This window comes from Streptoverticillium olivoreticuli subsp. olivoreticuli (assembly GCF_003391135.1).
GTDB lineage: Bacteria > Actinomycetota > Actinomycetes > Streptomycetales > Streptomycetaceae > Streptomyces > Streptomyces blastmyceticus.
Genome location: NZ_CP031455.1, coordinates 1567277 through 1582733 on the forward strand (window position 1 = coordinate 1567277; position 15457 = coordinate 1582733).

At 68.0% G+C, this 15457-nt stretch carries 19 protein-coding genes; 13 read left to right on the top strand and 6 right to left on the bottom strand.

Features of this window, described 5'->3' with window-relative positions; all coding sequences use genetic code 11:
• Window positions 1-10 precede the first annotated feature (10 nt).
• The 6 genes from DXZ73_RS06860 to DXZ73_RS37960 all read left to right on the top strand — a co-directional run bounded on the left by DXZ73_RS06860 (window position 11) and on the right by DXZ73_RS37960 (window position 4661).
• Window positions 11-436: an endonuclease VII domain-containing protein gene (locus tag DXZ73_RS06860; RefSeq protein WP_116210122.1), complete on the top strand. Its 426-nt coding sequence runs from the start codon at window positions 11-13 to the stop codon at window positions 434-436.
• Between the two features lie 732 nt (window positions 437-1168).
• Window positions 1169-2182: a sigma factor gene (locus DXZ73_RS06870; protein WP_116210124.1), complete on the top strand. Its 1014-nt coding sequence runs from the start codon at window positions 1169-1171 to the stop codon at window positions 2180-2182.
• A 182-nt stretch (window positions 2183-2364) separates the two neighbouring features.
• Window positions 2365-2712 (top strand): hypothetical protein, encoded by a 348-nt coding sequence (locus DXZ73_RS06875; RefSeq protein WP_116210125.1) that lies wholly within the window; start codon window positions 2365-2367, stop codon window positions 2710-2712.
• The gene (locus tag DXZ73_RS06880; RefSeq protein WP_116210126.1) at window positions 2667-3260 is read left to right on the top strand and encodes a hypothetical protein; all 594 of its coding nucleotides are present in this window, start codon (window positions 2667-2669) and stop codon (window positions 3258-3260) included. The genes DXZ73_RS06875 and DXZ73_RS06880 overlap by 46 nt, the downstream gene beginning before the upstream one ends.
• A 49-nt stretch (window positions 3261-3309) precedes the next feature.
• Complete coding sequence (locus tag DXZ73_RS06885; protein ID WP_162890088.1) at window positions 3310-4083, top strand: LysM peptidoglycan-binding domain-containing protein; 774 nt, start codon at window positions 3310-3312, stop codon at window positions 4081-4083.
• A gap of 206 nt (window positions 4084-4289) precedes the next feature.
• Window positions 4290-4661, top strand: coding sequence for a hypothetical protein (locus DXZ73_RS37960; RefSeq protein WP_162890089.1), 372 nt, complete (start codon window positions 4290-4292; stop codon window positions 4659-4661).
• Between the two features lie 33 nt (window positions 4662-4694).
• Here the strand turns inward: DXZ73_RS37960 and DXZ73_RS06895 are convergent, their stop codons facing one another.
• On the bottom strand, window positions 4695-5951 hold the full coding sequence (locus DXZ73_RS06895; RefSeq protein ID WP_116210129.1) for a helix-turn-helix transcriptional regulator: 1257 nt from the start codon (window positions 5949-5951) through the stop codon (window positions 4695-4697).
• A 125-nt stretch (window positions 5952-6076) separates the two neighbouring features.
• Here DXZ73_RS06895 and DXZ73_RS06900 point away from each other — a divergent pair, with 125 nt between their 5' ends.
• From DXZ73_RS06900 to DXZ73_RS06910, 3 genes are all read left to right on the top strand, one after another.
• Window positions 6077-6262 carry a hypothetical protein gene (locus DXZ73_RS06900; RefSeq protein WP_116215459.1) on the top strand — a complete coding sequence of 62 codons (186 nt, stop codon included), beginning with the start codon at window positions 6077-6079 and terminating at the stop codon, window positions 6260-6262.
• A 121-nt stretch (window positions 6263-6383) separates the two neighbouring features.
• Window positions 6384-6707, top strand: coding sequence for a hypothetical protein (locus DXZ73_RS06905; protein WP_116210130.1), 324 nt, complete (start codon window positions 6384-6386; stop codon window positions 6705-6707).
• A 164-nt stretch (window positions 6708-6871) separates the two neighbouring features.
• Window positions 6872-7792: a porphobilinogen synthase gene (locus tag DXZ73_RS06910; RefSeq protein ID WP_116210131.1), complete on the top strand. Its 921-nt coding sequence runs from the start codon at window positions 6872-6874 to the stop codon at window positions 7790-7792.
• Here DXZ73_RS06910 and hemC (DXZ73_RS06915) read toward each other — a convergent pair.
• Window positions 7785-8726, bottom strand: coding sequence for a hydroxymethylbilane synthase (gene hemC / locus DXZ73_RS06915; protein WP_116210132.1), 942 nt, complete (start codon window positions 8724-8726; stop codon window positions 7785-7787). The two genes, DXZ73_RS06910 and hemC (DXZ73_RS06915), sit on opposite strands and share 8 nt — an antisense overlap.
• Before the next feature lie 123 nt (window positions 8727-8849).
• Here hemC (DXZ73_RS06915) and DXZ73_RS06920 point away from each other — a divergent pair, with 123 nt between their 5' ends.
• Both DXZ73_RS06920 and hemC (DXZ73_RS06925) read left to right on the top strand, forming a co-directional pair.
• Entirely contained in the window at window positions 8850-9356 is a 507-nt protein-coding gene (locus DXZ73_RS06920) for an NUDIX hydrolase (RefSeq protein WP_162890090.1), read from the top strand.
• On the top strand, window positions 9353-10306 hold the full coding sequence (gene hemC, locus DXZ73_RS06925) for a hydroxymethylbilane synthase (protein WP_116210134.1): 954 nt from the start codon (window positions 9353-9355) through the stop codon (window positions 10304-10306). Before DXZ73_RS06920 ends, hemC (DXZ73_RS06925) begins: the two co-directional genes overlap by 4 nt.
• Window positions 10307-10531: 225 nt before the next feature.
• On the opposite strand, the gene DXZ73_RS06935 is transcribed toward hemC (DXZ73_RS06925), so the two are convergent.
• Window positions 10532-10999 carry a hypothetical protein gene (locus tag DXZ73_RS06935; protein ID WP_162890091.1) on the bottom strand — a complete coding sequence of 156 codons (468 nt, stop codon included), beginning with the start codon at window positions 10997-10999 and terminating at the stop codon, window positions 10532-10534.
• Between the two features lie 310 nt (window positions 11000-11309).
• On the bottom strand, window positions 11310-11801 hold the full coding sequence (locus DXZ73_RS37965; RefSeq protein ID WP_162890092.1) for a hypothetical protein: 492 nt from the start codon (window positions 11799-11801) through the stop codon (window positions 11310-11312).
• A gap of 303 nt (window positions 11802-12104) precedes the next feature.
• On the opposite strand from DXZ73_RS37965, the gene DXZ73_RS06940 reads away from it, so the two are divergent.
• Together DXZ73_RS06940 and DXZ73_RS06945 are read left to right on the top strand one after the other, a co-directional pair.
• Entirely contained in the window at window positions 12105-13157 is a 1053-nt protein-coding gene (locus DXZ73_RS06940) for an NAD(P)-dependent alcohol dehydrogenase (RefSeq protein ID WP_116215460.1), read from the top strand.
• Between the two features lie 183 nt (window positions 13158-13340).
• Window positions 13341-14120, top strand: a complete 780-nt coding sequence (locus DXZ73_RS06945; protein ID WP_116210136.1) for a VOC family protein — start codon at window positions 13341-13343, stop codon at window positions 14118-14120.
• Window positions 14121-14172: 52 nt separating this feature from the next.
• On the opposite strand, the gene DXZ73_RS06950 is transcribed toward DXZ73_RS06945, so the two are convergent.
• Both DXZ73_RS06950 and DXZ73_RS06955 read right to left on the bottom strand, forming a co-directional pair.
• The gene (locus DXZ73_RS06950; protein WP_116210137.1) at window positions 14173-14799 is read right to left on the bottom strand and encodes a 50S ribosomal protein L25/general stress protein Ctc; all 627 of its coding nucleotides are present in this window, start codon (window positions 14797-14799) and stop codon (window positions 14173-14175) included.
• Between the two features lie 230 nt (window positions 14800-15029).
• Window positions 15030-15395: a hypothetical protein gene (locus tag DXZ73_RS06955; protein WP_162890093.1), complete on the bottom strand. Its 366-nt coding sequence runs from the start codon at window positions 15393-15395 to the stop codon at window positions 15030-15032.
• Window positions 15396-15457: the final 62 nt, after the last annotated feature.

Genomic DNA, 15457 nt, shown 5'->3' on the forward strand with positions numbered 1-15457 from the left:
AGGTGAACGGGTGAGCGTCAAGCCGTGCCGCGAATGCGGCGACCTGCTGCCGCTGGCCCGGTTCCCCCGGCACCGCTCCAGCGCGGACGGCCGCACCACCCGCTGCCTGGCCTGCACGGCGGCCCGCAGGAAGAGGGCCCGCGACCCCGCACGCGAGCGTGAGCGCCGCCTGTGGCGGGCGTACGGGATCACCGGGGAGGACTACCGGACGATGGGGGCCGCACAGGGCTGGCGCTGCCTGGTCTGCGGCGACCGGCCCCCAATCGGCGGCAGGCTCGTGGTCGATCACGACCACGTGTCCGGCCTGCCCCGCGGACTGCTGCACTCGACGTGCAACGCGGCGCTGGGACTGCTGGCCGACAATCCTGCAGTCCTGGAAGCGGCTGCGGTCTACCTGTCGCGCACGGCTGATCTCCGAGCCCAGGTGCACGGCTGATCAGGGCCCTGACTGCGTGCAGTGCTGGAATCCACCCGTGGCCTGGTCACGCGGAGATAACGCCGGGAGATCAACTCTCCTGCCCGAGGCGGAGCCCGGCCGCAAGGTGAGGGATGCCGAAATATGTAGGCCATCATTCCCGCGCAGGATTTACGCCTGAAAAGTGGACTAGACCACTCGTGGCGGGTTTAAGTACCTGAAACCCAAAACGGCAGAGAAAGGATGAGGGCCGTGCAATGTGCAGCTTCCTGGCACGGCGCATTGTTGTTCATCGTTCTCCTCGCCCTTTGGGCGAGGTCGTACCCGTCGGTGGCCGACGGCTTCCAGTTCGCTGCCGCAGTGTGCGTCTACCGGCCTCCCGTGGCCTTCTGGCCGGCGGTTGTGGTCCTCGTGCCGGCCGCCTGCCGGCGGGTGCACCGTCGCTTGGTCGCCGCGCGCGCTGCGTCCCGCATCGCCCTCGTGGCCGCGGCCGTCCGCCGCAGATCAACAGCCGCCAACTACCGCCGCCTCGCGACCCCTTGCCCCTGCGCCTGACGCGCAGGACTTCCCTTTGAGCCCCTGCGCTGACCACAGCGCAGGGGCCTTTCTGTAACCAGTCACGTCCCCGCCCGGCTAACCCGCCGTACGGGGGCTTCGTCATGCCCTTTTTCGGCCCTTCGCCGGGCGCTTTCGCCGGGTTTGTACCCAACCCGAACTCAAGCCCGGCGGAGAACCGAACAAGGAGCACGACCCTTGCGTACCACCATCTCGGCCGAGCAGATCACCGCCGCACAGAACGGTGACGCTTCCGCTGCCGAACACATCCTCAACGAACTCGAGGGTGCGGCCGTGAAGATCGCAGCAGACCGGGCCGTTCGCACAACCGGCGGTACCTGCATGCGCGACGACCTCATGCAGGACGCACGCCTCGCGTTCTGGCGCGCCATCCAGGACTGGGACGCCGAGACCGACAATGCGGCCGAGTTCACCACGTACGCGTTCCAGCGAGCGAAGCTCGACGCCCACCGCTCCGCCCTGCGCGCATCCGTCCCCGGAATCGGCGACGTGGCGCGGGCCGCCTTCGCCGCAGCCCTGGGGCAGTGCGGCGGCGACTACGCAGAGGCCGTCCGGATCGTCACGACGCTGGAGGATCCCGAGCGCCGGCTGTCCCCGGAGTACGCCGCCCTTGTCCGGACCGCTTTCGAAGGGCCGGAGCGAATAGACGCCAGCCCCCGCACCGCGGGCGAGGTGGCAGCCCTCCCCGCGCCCGTCTCGGAATACACCAGCGGCGACAAGTGGGCCGAACACCAAGGCGAGTTGCCCGACACCATGTGCCACCCGCTCGACCTCTCGCGCGACGCCGTCCGCTGCCGCGGAGTGGCCACCACCGGCAAGGGCGTGCAGAAGGGCAGCAAGCGGCGCGAGCGCATCCACACAGGCCAGCCGCTCGGCCAGGGCAAGGGCAACGCCTGGCGCGAAGTCGGGGCCCTGGTGGACCGGGATGCCGACCGCGAGATGCACGAGCGCTCGGTGGCCGTCGGTCACGTGATCGCCGGCCGCGTCGCCGACCTCCTTTCCCCGGCCGAGCGGGAAGTCGTCTCCGTCGCCTACGGCACGGCCTACGCCTACAACGAAGCCACCGCCAAGGGCACCCCGGACCTGCACGCCGCGGCGAACACGCTCGGCAAGACCCACAACACCGTGAACGTGACCTTGAAAAGGGCCCGCGCCAAGCTGCGCAAGGCCCGGGAAGTGGGCCACATCTGACCATCGAAAGAGATCACTTGAGCCGCCACCTCACCCCCGAGGACGCAGCCCTTGCCGGTGCCTCGGTACTGGACGGCCCCGACTGGACGGCCTGGGAGGAAACCGCCCCGGCCGCCGAAGAGCGCGAGACCTGAACCCCGCCGCCCCGGCGGCCGGCACAACGCAGAACGAGGAGAGAGAACATGCAGGAGAAGACCGAGACCAGGGCCACCCTCAAGGTACGCGCCGGCCGGATCACCGGCCTCATAGCCGACGGCGAGCGCACCTCGGTACGCCTCCACGTCGCCGACGGCAAGGGCCCCGCGTGGCTGTCCGCGGCCGACATGCGCAAGCTGGCCGGCTGGCTCACCGAGAAGGCCGTCCGCATCGAGATGTACGAAGCCGACCAGGAGCGTCACAGCCGCGGAGAGACCGTCCGCATCCGCGAGCGCCTGACCGCTGGCACCCCCGCCGCTGACCGCCCCTGCCCTGAAGAGAGAACACCGTGGGACACCGCTTCGACTGCAAGGCCACCCCCTCCGACTACCTGACCGTGCTCCTGGACTCCGACGGCGATATCGCCCTCACGGTCCACGAGTTCAAGCAGACCCCCCGCATGATCTACCTCGGCGCGGAAGCAGCCGACGAACTGGCCGAGCTGCTGGCCGACCTCGCCGACCGCGCATCCGCACCCGGCAAGGAGCACGTGGACAGCATCACGGCAGCACTCAACCGCGAGGGCCTGGCCATCGAGCGCGACCCCGCCCCGGCCGAAGCGGACACCATCCCTGTCAGCCCCGCAGACACGCAGTCACTCCCGATCTTCGGGCTCGACGACCCCACGCTGACCGGCCCGGCCGACTCTCCCAAGGACGAGACGGCGAAGAGCACAGAGGAACAGCAGAACCCGGACTCGACGGCGGGCGACGCCACCCCCGCCCCGGCCGGGACGTTCGCTGACGCCGTGCTGCCGCAGCCGACCACCGTCTCCGCCGAGCGCGCGTACGTACGAGCCCGTGAACTCCTCCAGCAGGGAGACACCCCGTTCACGCACGCCGCCGTTCTCGACCTCGCGCGATACCTCACCGAGGCCGCCTAGCCACCGGTGAGCCAACCCGGGCTGACCGGTAAGCAACGAAGGAAGATAGTTGATCAAACACAGACGGATGGCCGCCGTGGTGACGGGCCTTGCGATACCCGGAGCGGTCACCAGCACCGCCCACGCCGCACCGCAGACCCCTGTGGCGACGACCTACGCCGGCGGCTCCGGGACGGTAACGCCGACGACGACCAGCACGACCGAGGCCACACAGAAGGACCGGCCGGTCGGCAAGAAGGCCACGCGCACCGTGCGCGAGGGCGACACTCTCTGGGACATCGCCGCCGAGGAACTGGGCAAGGCCGAGGACTGGCGGCGCCTGTACGGAGGCAACCGTGACAAGGTCACCGACCCGGACCTGATCTTCCCCGGGCAGCAGCTCCGCGTGGACGCCGCCGCCCCCAAGGCGAAACCGCCCAAAAAGAAGCCGACGACGCCGTCCCCCGAGGCCGCCCCGCCGGCGTCGAAGAAGGAACGGGCGCGTACCTACGCCGACAACCTGGACGGATGGATCGAGCAGGCCCGCGAGGAGCTGCGTAAGAACGGCGACCTGGTCCCGTCTGCGGCTGCGATCAAGGCTCGCGTGATGATCGAGTCCGGCGGCAACCCGAGGGCCATCAATCTCACGGACTCCAACGCTCGGGCGGGCACCCCGTCCAAGGGCCTGATCCAGACCATCGACCCGACGTTCCAGGCGTACCGGCTCAAGCACCTCGCCAATGATCCGTACGACGCCGTGGCCAACCTCGTGGCCGGCGTCCGGTACGCCAACGCCACCTACGGAAGCTTCGAAAAGATCGCCTACCGCAACGGCGGATACTGAGCGGTACCCACTTGTCGCGATGACAGCGTGACAGTGTCACAACCCCGGCCGAGCCCCAGGTTCGGTCGGGGGATTTTCTTGTTTCATGGGTACGCGAATAAGGCTTTCTTGGGCTCCTTGCCTGTTTAACAAACCGAACACATCGGTTAAGGGCCATAAACTACTATCATTTTCGCTTTTCCTGTGAGGCGAGTAATGATGGATGGGTGAGCGCTCGAATATCGGGGGCAAACGCTTGGCTGGAGCTGCAAGTCCCCCAAGAAGGCGCGGGAGGCTGGCGCACGGCACGGCTGTGGCGTCTCCACGGTGAGCCTGTCGCGCTCGCCTTCGAAGCCCGCTCACTCGACGAAGTGGGCCAGGTGCTCCGGCGCTACGGCACACTCGTGAAGCGGCTGTTCGAACTCCCCGACAGGCCCTTCGGAACCCCCGCGTATTACAGGATGCTGTGCCGCGCCGGCGAGGACGGAGCACTTCTCGCCCTGATGGTCTGGGCCCTGGGCGACGGAGGGCACTATGAGCCGACCGCGTTCGAGTGGGTCACGGACGACGCGTCGGCGCTACCACCGGCCAGTGCGTGAACGATCAGAGAGTGACCTGGGACTGGCGACATGTCACACAGCGTGGGCATCCAGAAGCTCGCGGACTCCTGGGTTCGTGCGGTGAGGTTCGAATCGGTGGAAGGTCCCGCGGACCCAGTCGTTCAGGCGCGGGGATGCTGTGTGGTGGCTCAGCGTCGCGGCGCGGCCAGCCGATGCTGTTGCCTCGTCAAGGGCTCCTGCATCCAGATAGGAACCTGCCAGCCAGCACGCGTAAAGCCCGACCTCGCGGGCGTGTGAGTCGTCGTACGGGGCCGTCAGGCCTTCCAGGATCGGGACGGCCTTCTTCGACTGGTGCAGTTCTGCCCAGCATCGGCCGGCCATGATCTCCGACTCGTCCCTGTTGATCCAATAGACCGTGTCCGGCTCCTCCACCCGATCCGTATCGCGCTGATCATGTGCTCGCTCCGACAGCCCGATGGCTCGATCGACTCCGGAGGCATCTCCCGTGCGGGCACACGCCCATGCGAGCCGGTCTGCCAGGACCACGCGGACGGCAGGCAGGGCGTCGCGGGGCGCGTTTGCCAGAGATGCCTCGGCCATGGCGACGCCTTCGCGCGGGTCGGCCCCGGACGCCGTCAGGTACGACAGCTCTGAGAGGGCCGTCGAGCCCAAGGTGTCGTTCCCTGCCTGATTCGCAGTGCTCGCTGCGGCCAGCGCGTACTTGCGGGCCTGCGGGATGCGCCCGGCGTCGAAAGCGGTCCACGAAGCGAACTGGTACAGCTCGGCAAGCGCGCTCAGAAGGCTCCGCGCTACGGACTCCGTGTAGGAACCGTGAGCTGCCATCCCGGCAAGGGTGTCGATCTCGGCGACGACCTTCGGGTAGACGGACACGCCGCCGCTGTAGTCGTCCAGCCTGCGCAGCGCTGCCAATCGCTTGCCTGCGCGGACGACGTCAGCACGGCCAATGCGGCGGCCTTGCGCCATGGCTGAGGGGGCGGACAGTGCGATGCCGGCGACAGTCCCGGCTCCAAGGAATGCCCTACGGTCCACAGGAGGCACCAGCCCTTCCAGGTCAAGAACATCCGCATCAGGCGCGGGAGATTCACCGTAACCGGAGAGGTCCGCCCCAAGCACCTGTTCGAGGTAGGGCAACCAGTCCTCCGGGTGCCGGATGCCCTTCTCCCATCGGTAAACGTAGTGGCCGGTGCACGTGCCCTGCGTCTTGGCTGAACCGACGCCCCAGCGGGCGACGTTGAGTTTGCGCGCTAGCGCGGCCTGGGAGAGGTGCCGCGCATCGCGCAGTTCACGGATCTTCTCGCCGAGGGTCATGGGCCTCCCCTTTGGGCTCCTGGCATACAAGAGGCATACAGATGGCCTACACCCTGGCACCTATCCACTTGCCCATACCAGGCGTTGACTGAACATCAGCCTTCGTGATGTTGGAGGAAACGTCGATGACTTACCGCACCGGGGTGTTGGTGATGGACACCCGCCAGGGCAAGCTCGGAGAGGTCATGGAGGAGCGGCTTTCGAGGGTGTGGCTCCGCCCGCCCCACGGGGGACGTGAGTGGGACTGCCTGCCGGACGACCTTCGGCTGGCCACCAAGGCCGAGCGAGCCGCGTCGGGGGTCGGAAGCTGATGCTGGCCTGCCCGGAATGTGCCGAGCTGGAGAGGGCCAAGGTGGACGCCCGCCACAGGCGCGACATGTCCGAGGTCACAGACATCTTGGTCTTGATCGCCCGGCACAAGAGGACGCGCTGATGAATCGAACGTTCCGGTTCGAGGACTGGACGACGCTCCCCGATCCGAAGGCTTGCGCCGAGTACTCCGTCGAGTGCACCGAATCCGGCTGCGGAGCGGAGTTCAACATCAATGACGACCAGCAGGCCGCCGACTCGTGGATGTACAGGCACACGACGATGACCGGCCATCGCAGTTTTTGGCAGACCTTCGGGCACTCCGTGATCGTCGGCCCCCCGCCGGGGTCGATCGTCGCCGCCCGGGTCGCCGAGCACGAGAGGTCCGTCGAGCGCCAGGACCAGCCGGTTCGGCCTTCCCCCAAACCGGCTCGCTCGACCTCGTAGACCCCTGCCCCTCCGCTGCTCCCCCGAGGAGGGGTAGGTAGAGCCCGCCCGGTTGCCCCACTGTTGGAGGACAGACACGGCGACCGGGCGGGTCAGCAAGCGCACGACGGCACGGGGAGGGTCCCCGCGCCGGTACGGCTTGGTGACGTACTGAGGAGTAGGCCATGCCCGTTCACCGCCCCGCTGTCAGGCACTTCCTCGCCGGTCCCTCCCTGACTCCAGCAGACCTGTCGATGGTCCTGCTCGTGCGCGAGGACGACGGGCAGCCGGACTGCCCCCTGCCGACCGTGACCGTCCGCGAAATCCCGAAGACGGTCCGGGAGATGGCGTCCTTGGGCATCCGGTCCGTGAAGATCTTCGCCGGTAGCCGCATGCGAGACGACCGGGCCTCTCAGGCCACGTCCCCGCACAGCCTGATGGTGCGGTCGATCAAGGCCGTCAAAGGCGAGGAGCCCGAGGTCGCCGTCATGACGGAGACGTGCGTCTGCTCCCACACCAACAGCGGCGAGTGCTACCTCGCGGACGGTCACAGGGTGGACGTCGCGGCGACGGGGGAAGCCCTGGCCGCTCAGGCCGTCACCCAGGCCGAGGCTGGCGCTGACATCGTGGGGCCTGCCTCGATGATCCCTGGCACCATCCGGGCCGTACGGGCGGCGCTCGATGAGTCCGGGCACTTGGATGTCAGCATCATGCCGCACTTGATCTTCGACTCGTCCCTGTACGAGGGCTACAGGGCGACGATGGGAGCGGCACCCGCCTCGGAGACGCGGGCGTTCCAAATCGCTCCGCGCCAAGCCGACCAGGCCGTACGGGCCGGGCTCGACATGGTCGCCGAAGGCGCCGACCTGCTTCTTCTGGAGCCCGCCCTTTTCACGGTCGACACGATGATTCGGCTGCGGGAGGCGGGATGCCCGGCCCCGCTGATGCCCTTCTCCGTCAGCGGCGAGTACAACCGCCTCGCCCCGGCCGGCGAGGACGGCACCCGCGACGTACGGCCCCTGATGGAAGCACTCACCATGCTCAAGAGGAGTGGGGCCGATCGCGTCATCACGTACGGCGCGGTGGAGATCGCCCGTGTTATCTGATGATCTCTGGTCGGATCGCCGCGAGGATGGCTTCCGCCCCCTTGGTAAGGAGTTCGTCCGCGACGCGGCGGCCCAGTCCCTCGGGGTCGCGTACCGAGCCGGAACAGTGGGCGGTGACATGCCGACTTCCGTCGACCGCGGAAACCTGGGCGGAGAGCGTCAGGGTGCCGTCGGGGTGGGCCTTCCCGAAGGCCCCGATGGGCACAGAGCATCCGCCATGCAGCTCGGCCAGCATCGACCGCTCGGCCCTCACCTCCGCGTCCACGATCGCGTTTCCGGTGTCCACGAGGAGCTTGGCGATCTCGCTGTCCTTCCGGACCTGGATGCCCAGGGCGGCCTGTCCAGGGGACGGCGGGAAGACGTCGAGAGGCAGGTGCTCACTGATGTGGGAATCCAAGCCGAGCCGATTGAGGCCGGCGGCGGCGAGAACCACGGCGTCGAGCGCGCCCGGACCCGAGGCACGGGCGAGCCGGGGCGGGACGTTGCCTCGGATCGGGACCATCTCAAGGTCGGGCCGGACGGCCAGGAGCTGACCGATACGGCGCGGAGCACCGGTACCCACGCGAGCACCCTTCGGCAGCCCCTGCAACGTGTTGCCACACAGGGTGTCGCGAGGGTCCTGTCTGCGGCCGGGGGTGGGCATGAGGGCCAGGCCCTCGGGCATAGCGGTCGGCAGATCCTTGAGCGAGTGCACGATGACATCGACTTCGCCGGTCAAGAGAGCCGCTTCCTGGCGGGTGGAGAACGCGCTTCCCCCGCTGCTCCTGGCGACCTGGGCGAGTGTGGGGGTCTTACGGTCCTTGTCGCCGCCTTCCAGGATGGTGCGCTGCTTGAACTCGACGTTGGGGAACTGCCTGCGCATCAAGGCGATCCATTCCCTTACCTGCGCCCTGGCGAGGCGACTAGCGCGTGATCCGACAATCACAGCGGCCATGATTTCAACTTCCCTCCGTGAGTTGGGTGTTGGGCATGCTACCCCCGTTCGGCGATGCCTTTTTCCGACTATTTGTCGGAGCGTTTTCCGACTGCTTGTCGGTATTCGAGAAGGGGGAATGGCGTGACCGCTGAGCGCGTACCGCGCGACCAGTTCGAAGCGTCTCTTCCGCGCACTACGTCATGGGCCGCCGTACTGATACGTGACCACCTCGGACGCGTGCTCATGCTGCACAAAGCCGGAGCCGGCCCCCGCGCCTGGCAGCTCCCCGGAGGTCATCTCGACCACGGCGAGTACCCCTATGACGCCGCTCTCCGAGAGCTGGGTGAAGAAGCGAACGTCGCGCCCGGCAGCCTCCCGCTGCAACTCATCGGCATCGACTTCTCCCTCCCCGCGCACGGCTGGACCGGCAACCGGGCCGCCTACTTCTTCGACGGCGGCCGACTCGAAGTGGAGTACATGGACGCCTGCGTCACACTCTCCGACGAACACGACGATTGGGGCCTACGGGCCATGACGGATTGGCAGACGATGATGAAACCCCCGGACTGGCAGCGCATTCAGTGGCTGGCCGAAGCCGCCGACAAGGGCACAGTCACCTACCTCCACGCGATGGGGCGTGCCTCATGAACACACCCGAGCTGATCCGGATCGGCACGCGCGCCGCCCCCATGGCGGTCTTCCAGGCCGAGCAGGTCGCCGAACTGATCCACAAGCACGCCCCCGACACCCGGACCGAAATCGTCACCCATACGACCGAGGCCGACTTATGGGAGGGCGACCTCGCGAAGCTCGGTGGGAAGGGCCTGTTCACCAAGGCAATCGACCAAATGCTCCAGCGTGGCGACGTCGATGTCGCCGTGCACTGCATGAAGGACGTCCCCGGGGACAAGCCGCTTCCAGAGGGCCTGATCTTTGCCGCCTACCTGCCACGCGAAGAAGTCCACGATGCCGTGCTCTTCCCCAAGGGCTCGGAGTACAGCTCACTCGATGAGCTGCCTCCCGGAGCGACCGTCGCCACCTCGGCTGTGCGCCGCAAGGCTCAGATCCTTCGGGACCGGCCCCACCTCCAGGTGGAGCGCGTGCGCGGCCTCGTCGGCAACCGCGTCGAGAAGCTCGACAAGGGCGACAAGGACTGGAGCGCTATGGTCCTTTCCCTAGCCGGCCTGCGCCGCCTCGGGCTGGAGGACAGGGCCGAACAGATCCTGTCCATTGAGGAGATGATTCCCGCCGTGGGTGCTGGGGTCATCGGTATCGAATGCCGCCGTGACAACGAACCGGTCGCCGGGCTGATGGATCAGCTCAACCACGAGAAGACCATGAAGGAACTCACGGCGGAGCGCGTCATGCTCCACGGCCTCCGAGGGCACTGCAACAGCCCGATCGCTGGCCACTGCGTCACCGGGCCCGACGGCCAGCTCGTCCTGCGCGGCATGGTCTTCACCCGGGAAGGCGCCACGTTCGCCCACGCCCAGCACTGGGGCGAAGACAACAACGACCCCGCCGTGTTGGGTGTGCGCGTCTGCGCTGATCTCCTGCGCCAGGGAGCCCGAGAGCTGATCGAGGGCATCCCTCACTAACCGGTCCACCACACGCTCGACCAACAGGAGCCCCGCAAGGGTTCACGCTGCTCCACGAGGTTCAGCGCACCCACAACCACGTGTACCTCATGGCCCACCGCGCCGAGCGAATCGCTGAGCTGGAAGAGAGGTTCCGGACCTCATAGCGCCCATTCGTTGCGGAGCCGAAGCCCCGCCTGCGCGCTTCTCCCCCGAGGCGCGCGGGCGGGGTGCCCAGTTCTGGCGCTACCGGCAGACGAAGCCGCCCGACTCCCGGACCCTGCCGCTGCGGGAGTCAATGGCGACCCAGAAATCTGGGCGGAAGGATGGGTCATAAGTGCCGCGTATATGGAGCACCTGGGTCTGCCCCGACTCCAGCACGCCCGAGGACGGTTCGAGCCTCACCCCGCGCGCGATGTTGGCGCTGGTATCGGGGGAGATCGGGTTATCGTTCTCGGTTCCCCGCGGCTCGAAGTCAACAGCGACGGCTTTCCAGCGGGCCCGCCCGTAGTGCGCTTGGAGCGTAATGTCGGCGTGGATGTCGCCGCATGACACGAAGGTGAGGCCCTTGCCGTTCGTGTAGAGCGGGCTGATACGGATGCTGCCAGCCTGGCCGGGGGCATCGTCGGTCGTGACGGAGGGGCTGGGTGGTTTCTTCGGTGTCGGGGACGTTTTTGACGGATGGGGCGTCCTTCCCTTCGGCGGCGTCGCCACCGGCTTCGGTGATCCATCGCTTTGGGCCGGGCCGGAATCCGGCGACGTGCACGAAGCCCCCGTCAGCGTGAGGGTCGACACTGCTACAGCTGCCCACACCCGCCGTATGTCCATGATCCCCCACATCCCACCCACTGAATGTCGGCCAATATCACCGACCCCTGAAGCCAGAGTCTGGGCGTGTCAGGAGATCCACTCAAGGGAATCGGTAACACGGAACGAGCAATACCGGAGTGACAGCGCACAGGTGGGGCGCACAAACGAGGGTGCACGCTGGGGCAGATGTGGTAGCGCCCCTTACCTCGTATGGCTATTCCGGGCCCTTTGTGAAACCAGGGGTGAGGCCACGCAAGTATTTATAGGGCTTCTTCATCGTGCACGGATCGTACGGATCATTCTTCATGAGATTGCCAAGTAGCGGGAATTGACCGTTCGGGTCATTCACTTTTTCCCAAAGTGTGCATATTGGCCACCGGTTGATTTGATTACGCATGGCGGCGGACCGTATGCGCCAAGTGGGGTCGGATACTTCTCCTCTTTGACGCTGCTCACATGCGTCTTCGCTGACCCGCAGATAGAGAAGACTGATGCGAGACAGCTCGGGGCCAGGCTCTGGCGAGTCTTGCGGCTTCAGCGCTTCTGCCAGCGCCTCTGCCGGCAATTTATCGAGCAGCCGCCAGTACCGGCCTAGATAGAACTGCTCGGACTGGCGTACGTGAGCTCGACGCCCTTCAAGAGCGTTATGCCATATTGCCGCGATTGCGATTGCTGCGGCCACGAACCCCACGATGAGTGTGATCATGGCCGTCGCCTCCCTGGACTCAGAGGTTTCTGACCTACTTCCAGCGTCGCGCGGAGGATCATGAGGCGCGACTTGAGGGCGGGGCGTACCTGGGCGACTGGCGCGGCGCTCGGATCGGTCTTCCTGCTGGTCAGACCGTGGATACCAAGTTGACAGAACTCCTCAGTTCGGTGCGCTGGTCCATGACTCCCAGTATGCGGGGGTCTCCGCAGGCCCAGGGTGGTACTGCCAGTGGTAGGCACAGCGAACGTAGGTTAAGCGGAGTGCTGGTTAGCGGATCCGGACGGTCGCATGCTCGTGAGCATGAAGCACACCACTGTTCCCGCATACGCCGCACCCGCGCCGAAGGCCCCGCTGGAGCGCACCACGATCGAGCGCCGCGAGCCGGGCGAGCACGACGTCCTCATCGAGATCAAGTACGCGGGCATCTGCCACTCCGACATCCACACGGCGCGTGCCGAGTGGGGCGAGGGCACCTTCCCGGTCGTCCCCGGCCACGAGATCGCGGGTGTGGTGACCGCGGTCGGTACGGGTGTCACGAAGTACGCGCTCGGCGACCGCGTGGGCGTCGGCTGTTTCGTGGACTCCTGCCGCGAGTGCGACAACTGCGAGGCCGGCCTCCAGCAGTACTGCACCGGCGCGTCCGGCATGGTCGGCACGTACGGGGCGACGGGCCGTGACGGCGAGATCACGTACGGCGGCTACTCCACGCACATCGTCGTCGACGAGAACTACGTGCTGCGCATCCCCGACAGCATCCCGCTGGACGCCGCGGCGCCGCTGCTGTGCGCCGGGATCACCCTCTACTCGCCGCTCGCCCACTGGCAGGCCGGGCCCGGCAAGAAGGTCGCCGTCGTGGGTCTGGGCGGCCTCGGCCACATGGGCGTGAAGATCGCCCACGCGATGGGCGCGGAGGTCACCGTGCTCAGCCAGTCGCTGCGCAAGAAGGACGACGGCGAGCGGCTGGGTGCCGACCACTTCCACGCGACGTCCGACCCGGCCACCTTCACGTCGCTGGCGGGCACCTTCGACCTGATCGTCAACACGGTCTCCGCCGATCTCGACCTCGGCGCCTATCTCTCCCTGCTGAAGACCGACGGCACGCTGGTGCAGGTGGGCGCCCCGGAGAAGCCGCTGCCGCTGGCCGCGTTCGCCCTCATCCAGGGCCGCAGGTCCCTCGCCGGTTCGATGATCGGCGGCATCCCGGAGACCCAGGAGATGCTGGACTTCTGCGGTGAGCACGGCCTGGGCGCCGACATCGAGGTGATCGGCGCCGACCGGATCAACGAGGCGTACGAGCGGGTGCTCGCCAGTGACGTCCGGTACCGCTTCGTGATCGACGCCGCGACGATCTGAGGCGCGTCCTCGGCGGGCCCCCGGCCGCCCTCGCGCGACTCCGCGCGCCGGGGGCGCGGTGCGGCCGGGCACCGCGCGATTGTCAGTGGCCGGTGCCAGACTGAAAGGCGGCCGGGGGACGAGCGTTCTCCGCGTCCGCGGCGACCGGGCCCCGGCGACGATCCGTCGAAGGAGCACACCACCATGCTCACCACTGACTTTGTGACCGGCGCGCCCAACTGGCTCGATCTCGGCAGCCCGGACACCGCGGCGTCCGCCGCCTTCTACAGCCCGGTGTTCGGCTGGGACTTCGAGTCGGCGGGGCCGGAGGCCGGGGGTTACGGCTTCTTCCAGAAGGACGGCAGGACCGTCGCGGCCCTCGGACCCCTTACCGAGGAGGGCGCGTCACCGGCCTGGACCGTGTATTTCCGCACCCCCGACGCGGACGCCACCGCCAAGGCCGTCGAGCAGGGCGGCGGCACGGTGCGCGTCGCGCCGTTCGACGTGATGGACGCGGGGCGGATGGCCTGTCTCACCGACCCGTCCGGTGCCGAGTTCTCCGTGTGGCAGCCCGCCGCGGTCAAGGGCCTGGAGGCCGCCTCGGAGAGCAACACCCTGTGCTGGGCGGAGCTGCACTCCGCCGACCCGACGGCCGCCTTCTCCTTCTACCGCTCGCTGTTCGGGTGGCGGAGCCAGGAGATGGAGGCCGGGGGGATGGCGTACACCGTGCTCTCCACGGCGGAGGGCGACCAGCAGGACGCGTCCTTCGGTGGCCTCGTGGCCGCCGATGAGGACAGCGAGACGCGCTGGATCCCGTATTTCTCGGCCGACGACGCCGACGCGATCGTCACCAGGGTGCAGGAGAACGGCGGCTCGGTCCTGATGCCCGCGGCGGATGTGCCGGACGTCGGCCGGATCGCCTGGCTCGCGGACCCGTTCGGGGCGCCGTTCGCCGTCATCAAGCCCATCCCGCCCGCGGCCTGACGGCGGCTGCCGGTGTGTGGTCCCCGGGCGGGGACCACACACCGGCAGGGCGTCAGCTCTCCTCCGCCTCGCCCTCGGCCGCGGCCTCGGGTGCGGCGGCGCCCTCCTCGGCCTCCTCTTCTTCCTCGGCCGGCTCCTCGGCCTGCGCCGCGACCACCTGGAGGACGGCGTCCTCCCCGTCGATGGCCAGGGAGGTGCCGCGTGGCAGCGGGATGTCCTTGGCGCGGATGGTGTGCCCGGCTTCCATGCCCTCGATGGAGATGGTGAACCCTTCGGGGATGTGGGTGGCCTCGGCCTCCACCGGCAGGGCGTTGAGGATGTGTTCGAGGAGGTTGCCGCCGGGGGCGAGCTCGCCCTCGGTGTGCACCGGCACCTCGACAGTGACCTTCTCGCCCTTCTTCACGGTGAGGAGGTCGACGTGGACGAGGAAGCCACGGAGCGCCTCGCGCTGCACGGCCTTGGGGATGACCAGTTCCTTCTTGCCCTCGACGTCCAGGTTGATCAGCACGTTCGGCGTCTTCAGGGCCATCATCAGCGCGTGGCCGTCGATCGCCACGTGTTTGGGGTCGGCGCCGTGACCGTAGACGACCGCCGGGACCTTTTTGTCGCGGCGGATGCGACGGGCATAGCCCTTGCCGAATTCGGTACGCAGCTCGGCGGTCAGCTTTACCTCGGCCATGACTGCACTCCTCGTGTTCAGACTGTCGGTACCTGTCGAGTGGCCGTCACCCGGGCCACGACAGACCTGGTACGAGGGGTGCGCCGATGACGGATCGCCGCACCCCATGAGTACGGCCTCCCTCGCCGAGCAACTCCGGGAGTTTATCCGGCGCGAGGTGGACGACTCTCCGCCACTGCTCCGTACGGCCCAGCACCCGCCCCGATCGTGCGGGTTTCCCGCCGCGGCCGTTACCCCGGTGCCGCCCCGTGGGGCGGAGCCCCGTCGCGGAGGTTCAGCGGGCGCAGCACGCGCGCGTCCGGTAAGGATTCCGCGCAGGGCGCGCACAGCGCGGTCAGGCACCACACCCGCCCCGCCTCGCTGTGCGTGATCACCCGGTGGACGGCCTCGGCCCGGCACGCGCACCGCGCCCCCGCCGGTGCCGCCTCCAACCGCCGTCCGTGCCAGGCGAGATGCCCCGCAGCGGCCGTCCGCGCGGCCGAGGGCGCGGGCAGCGGCACGGGGTCCGGCCGGCAGCCCGGCTCGGAGCAGTGCAGTTCCATGCGCCCCGGTGCCGGATAGCGATCGGAAACAATGGTCACTGTCCAGAGGTGCACCACAACTCGCTCCTGAGGTCGGGGACACACGGCCACCACTCCAGGGTGCGGTGCCGCGTGCA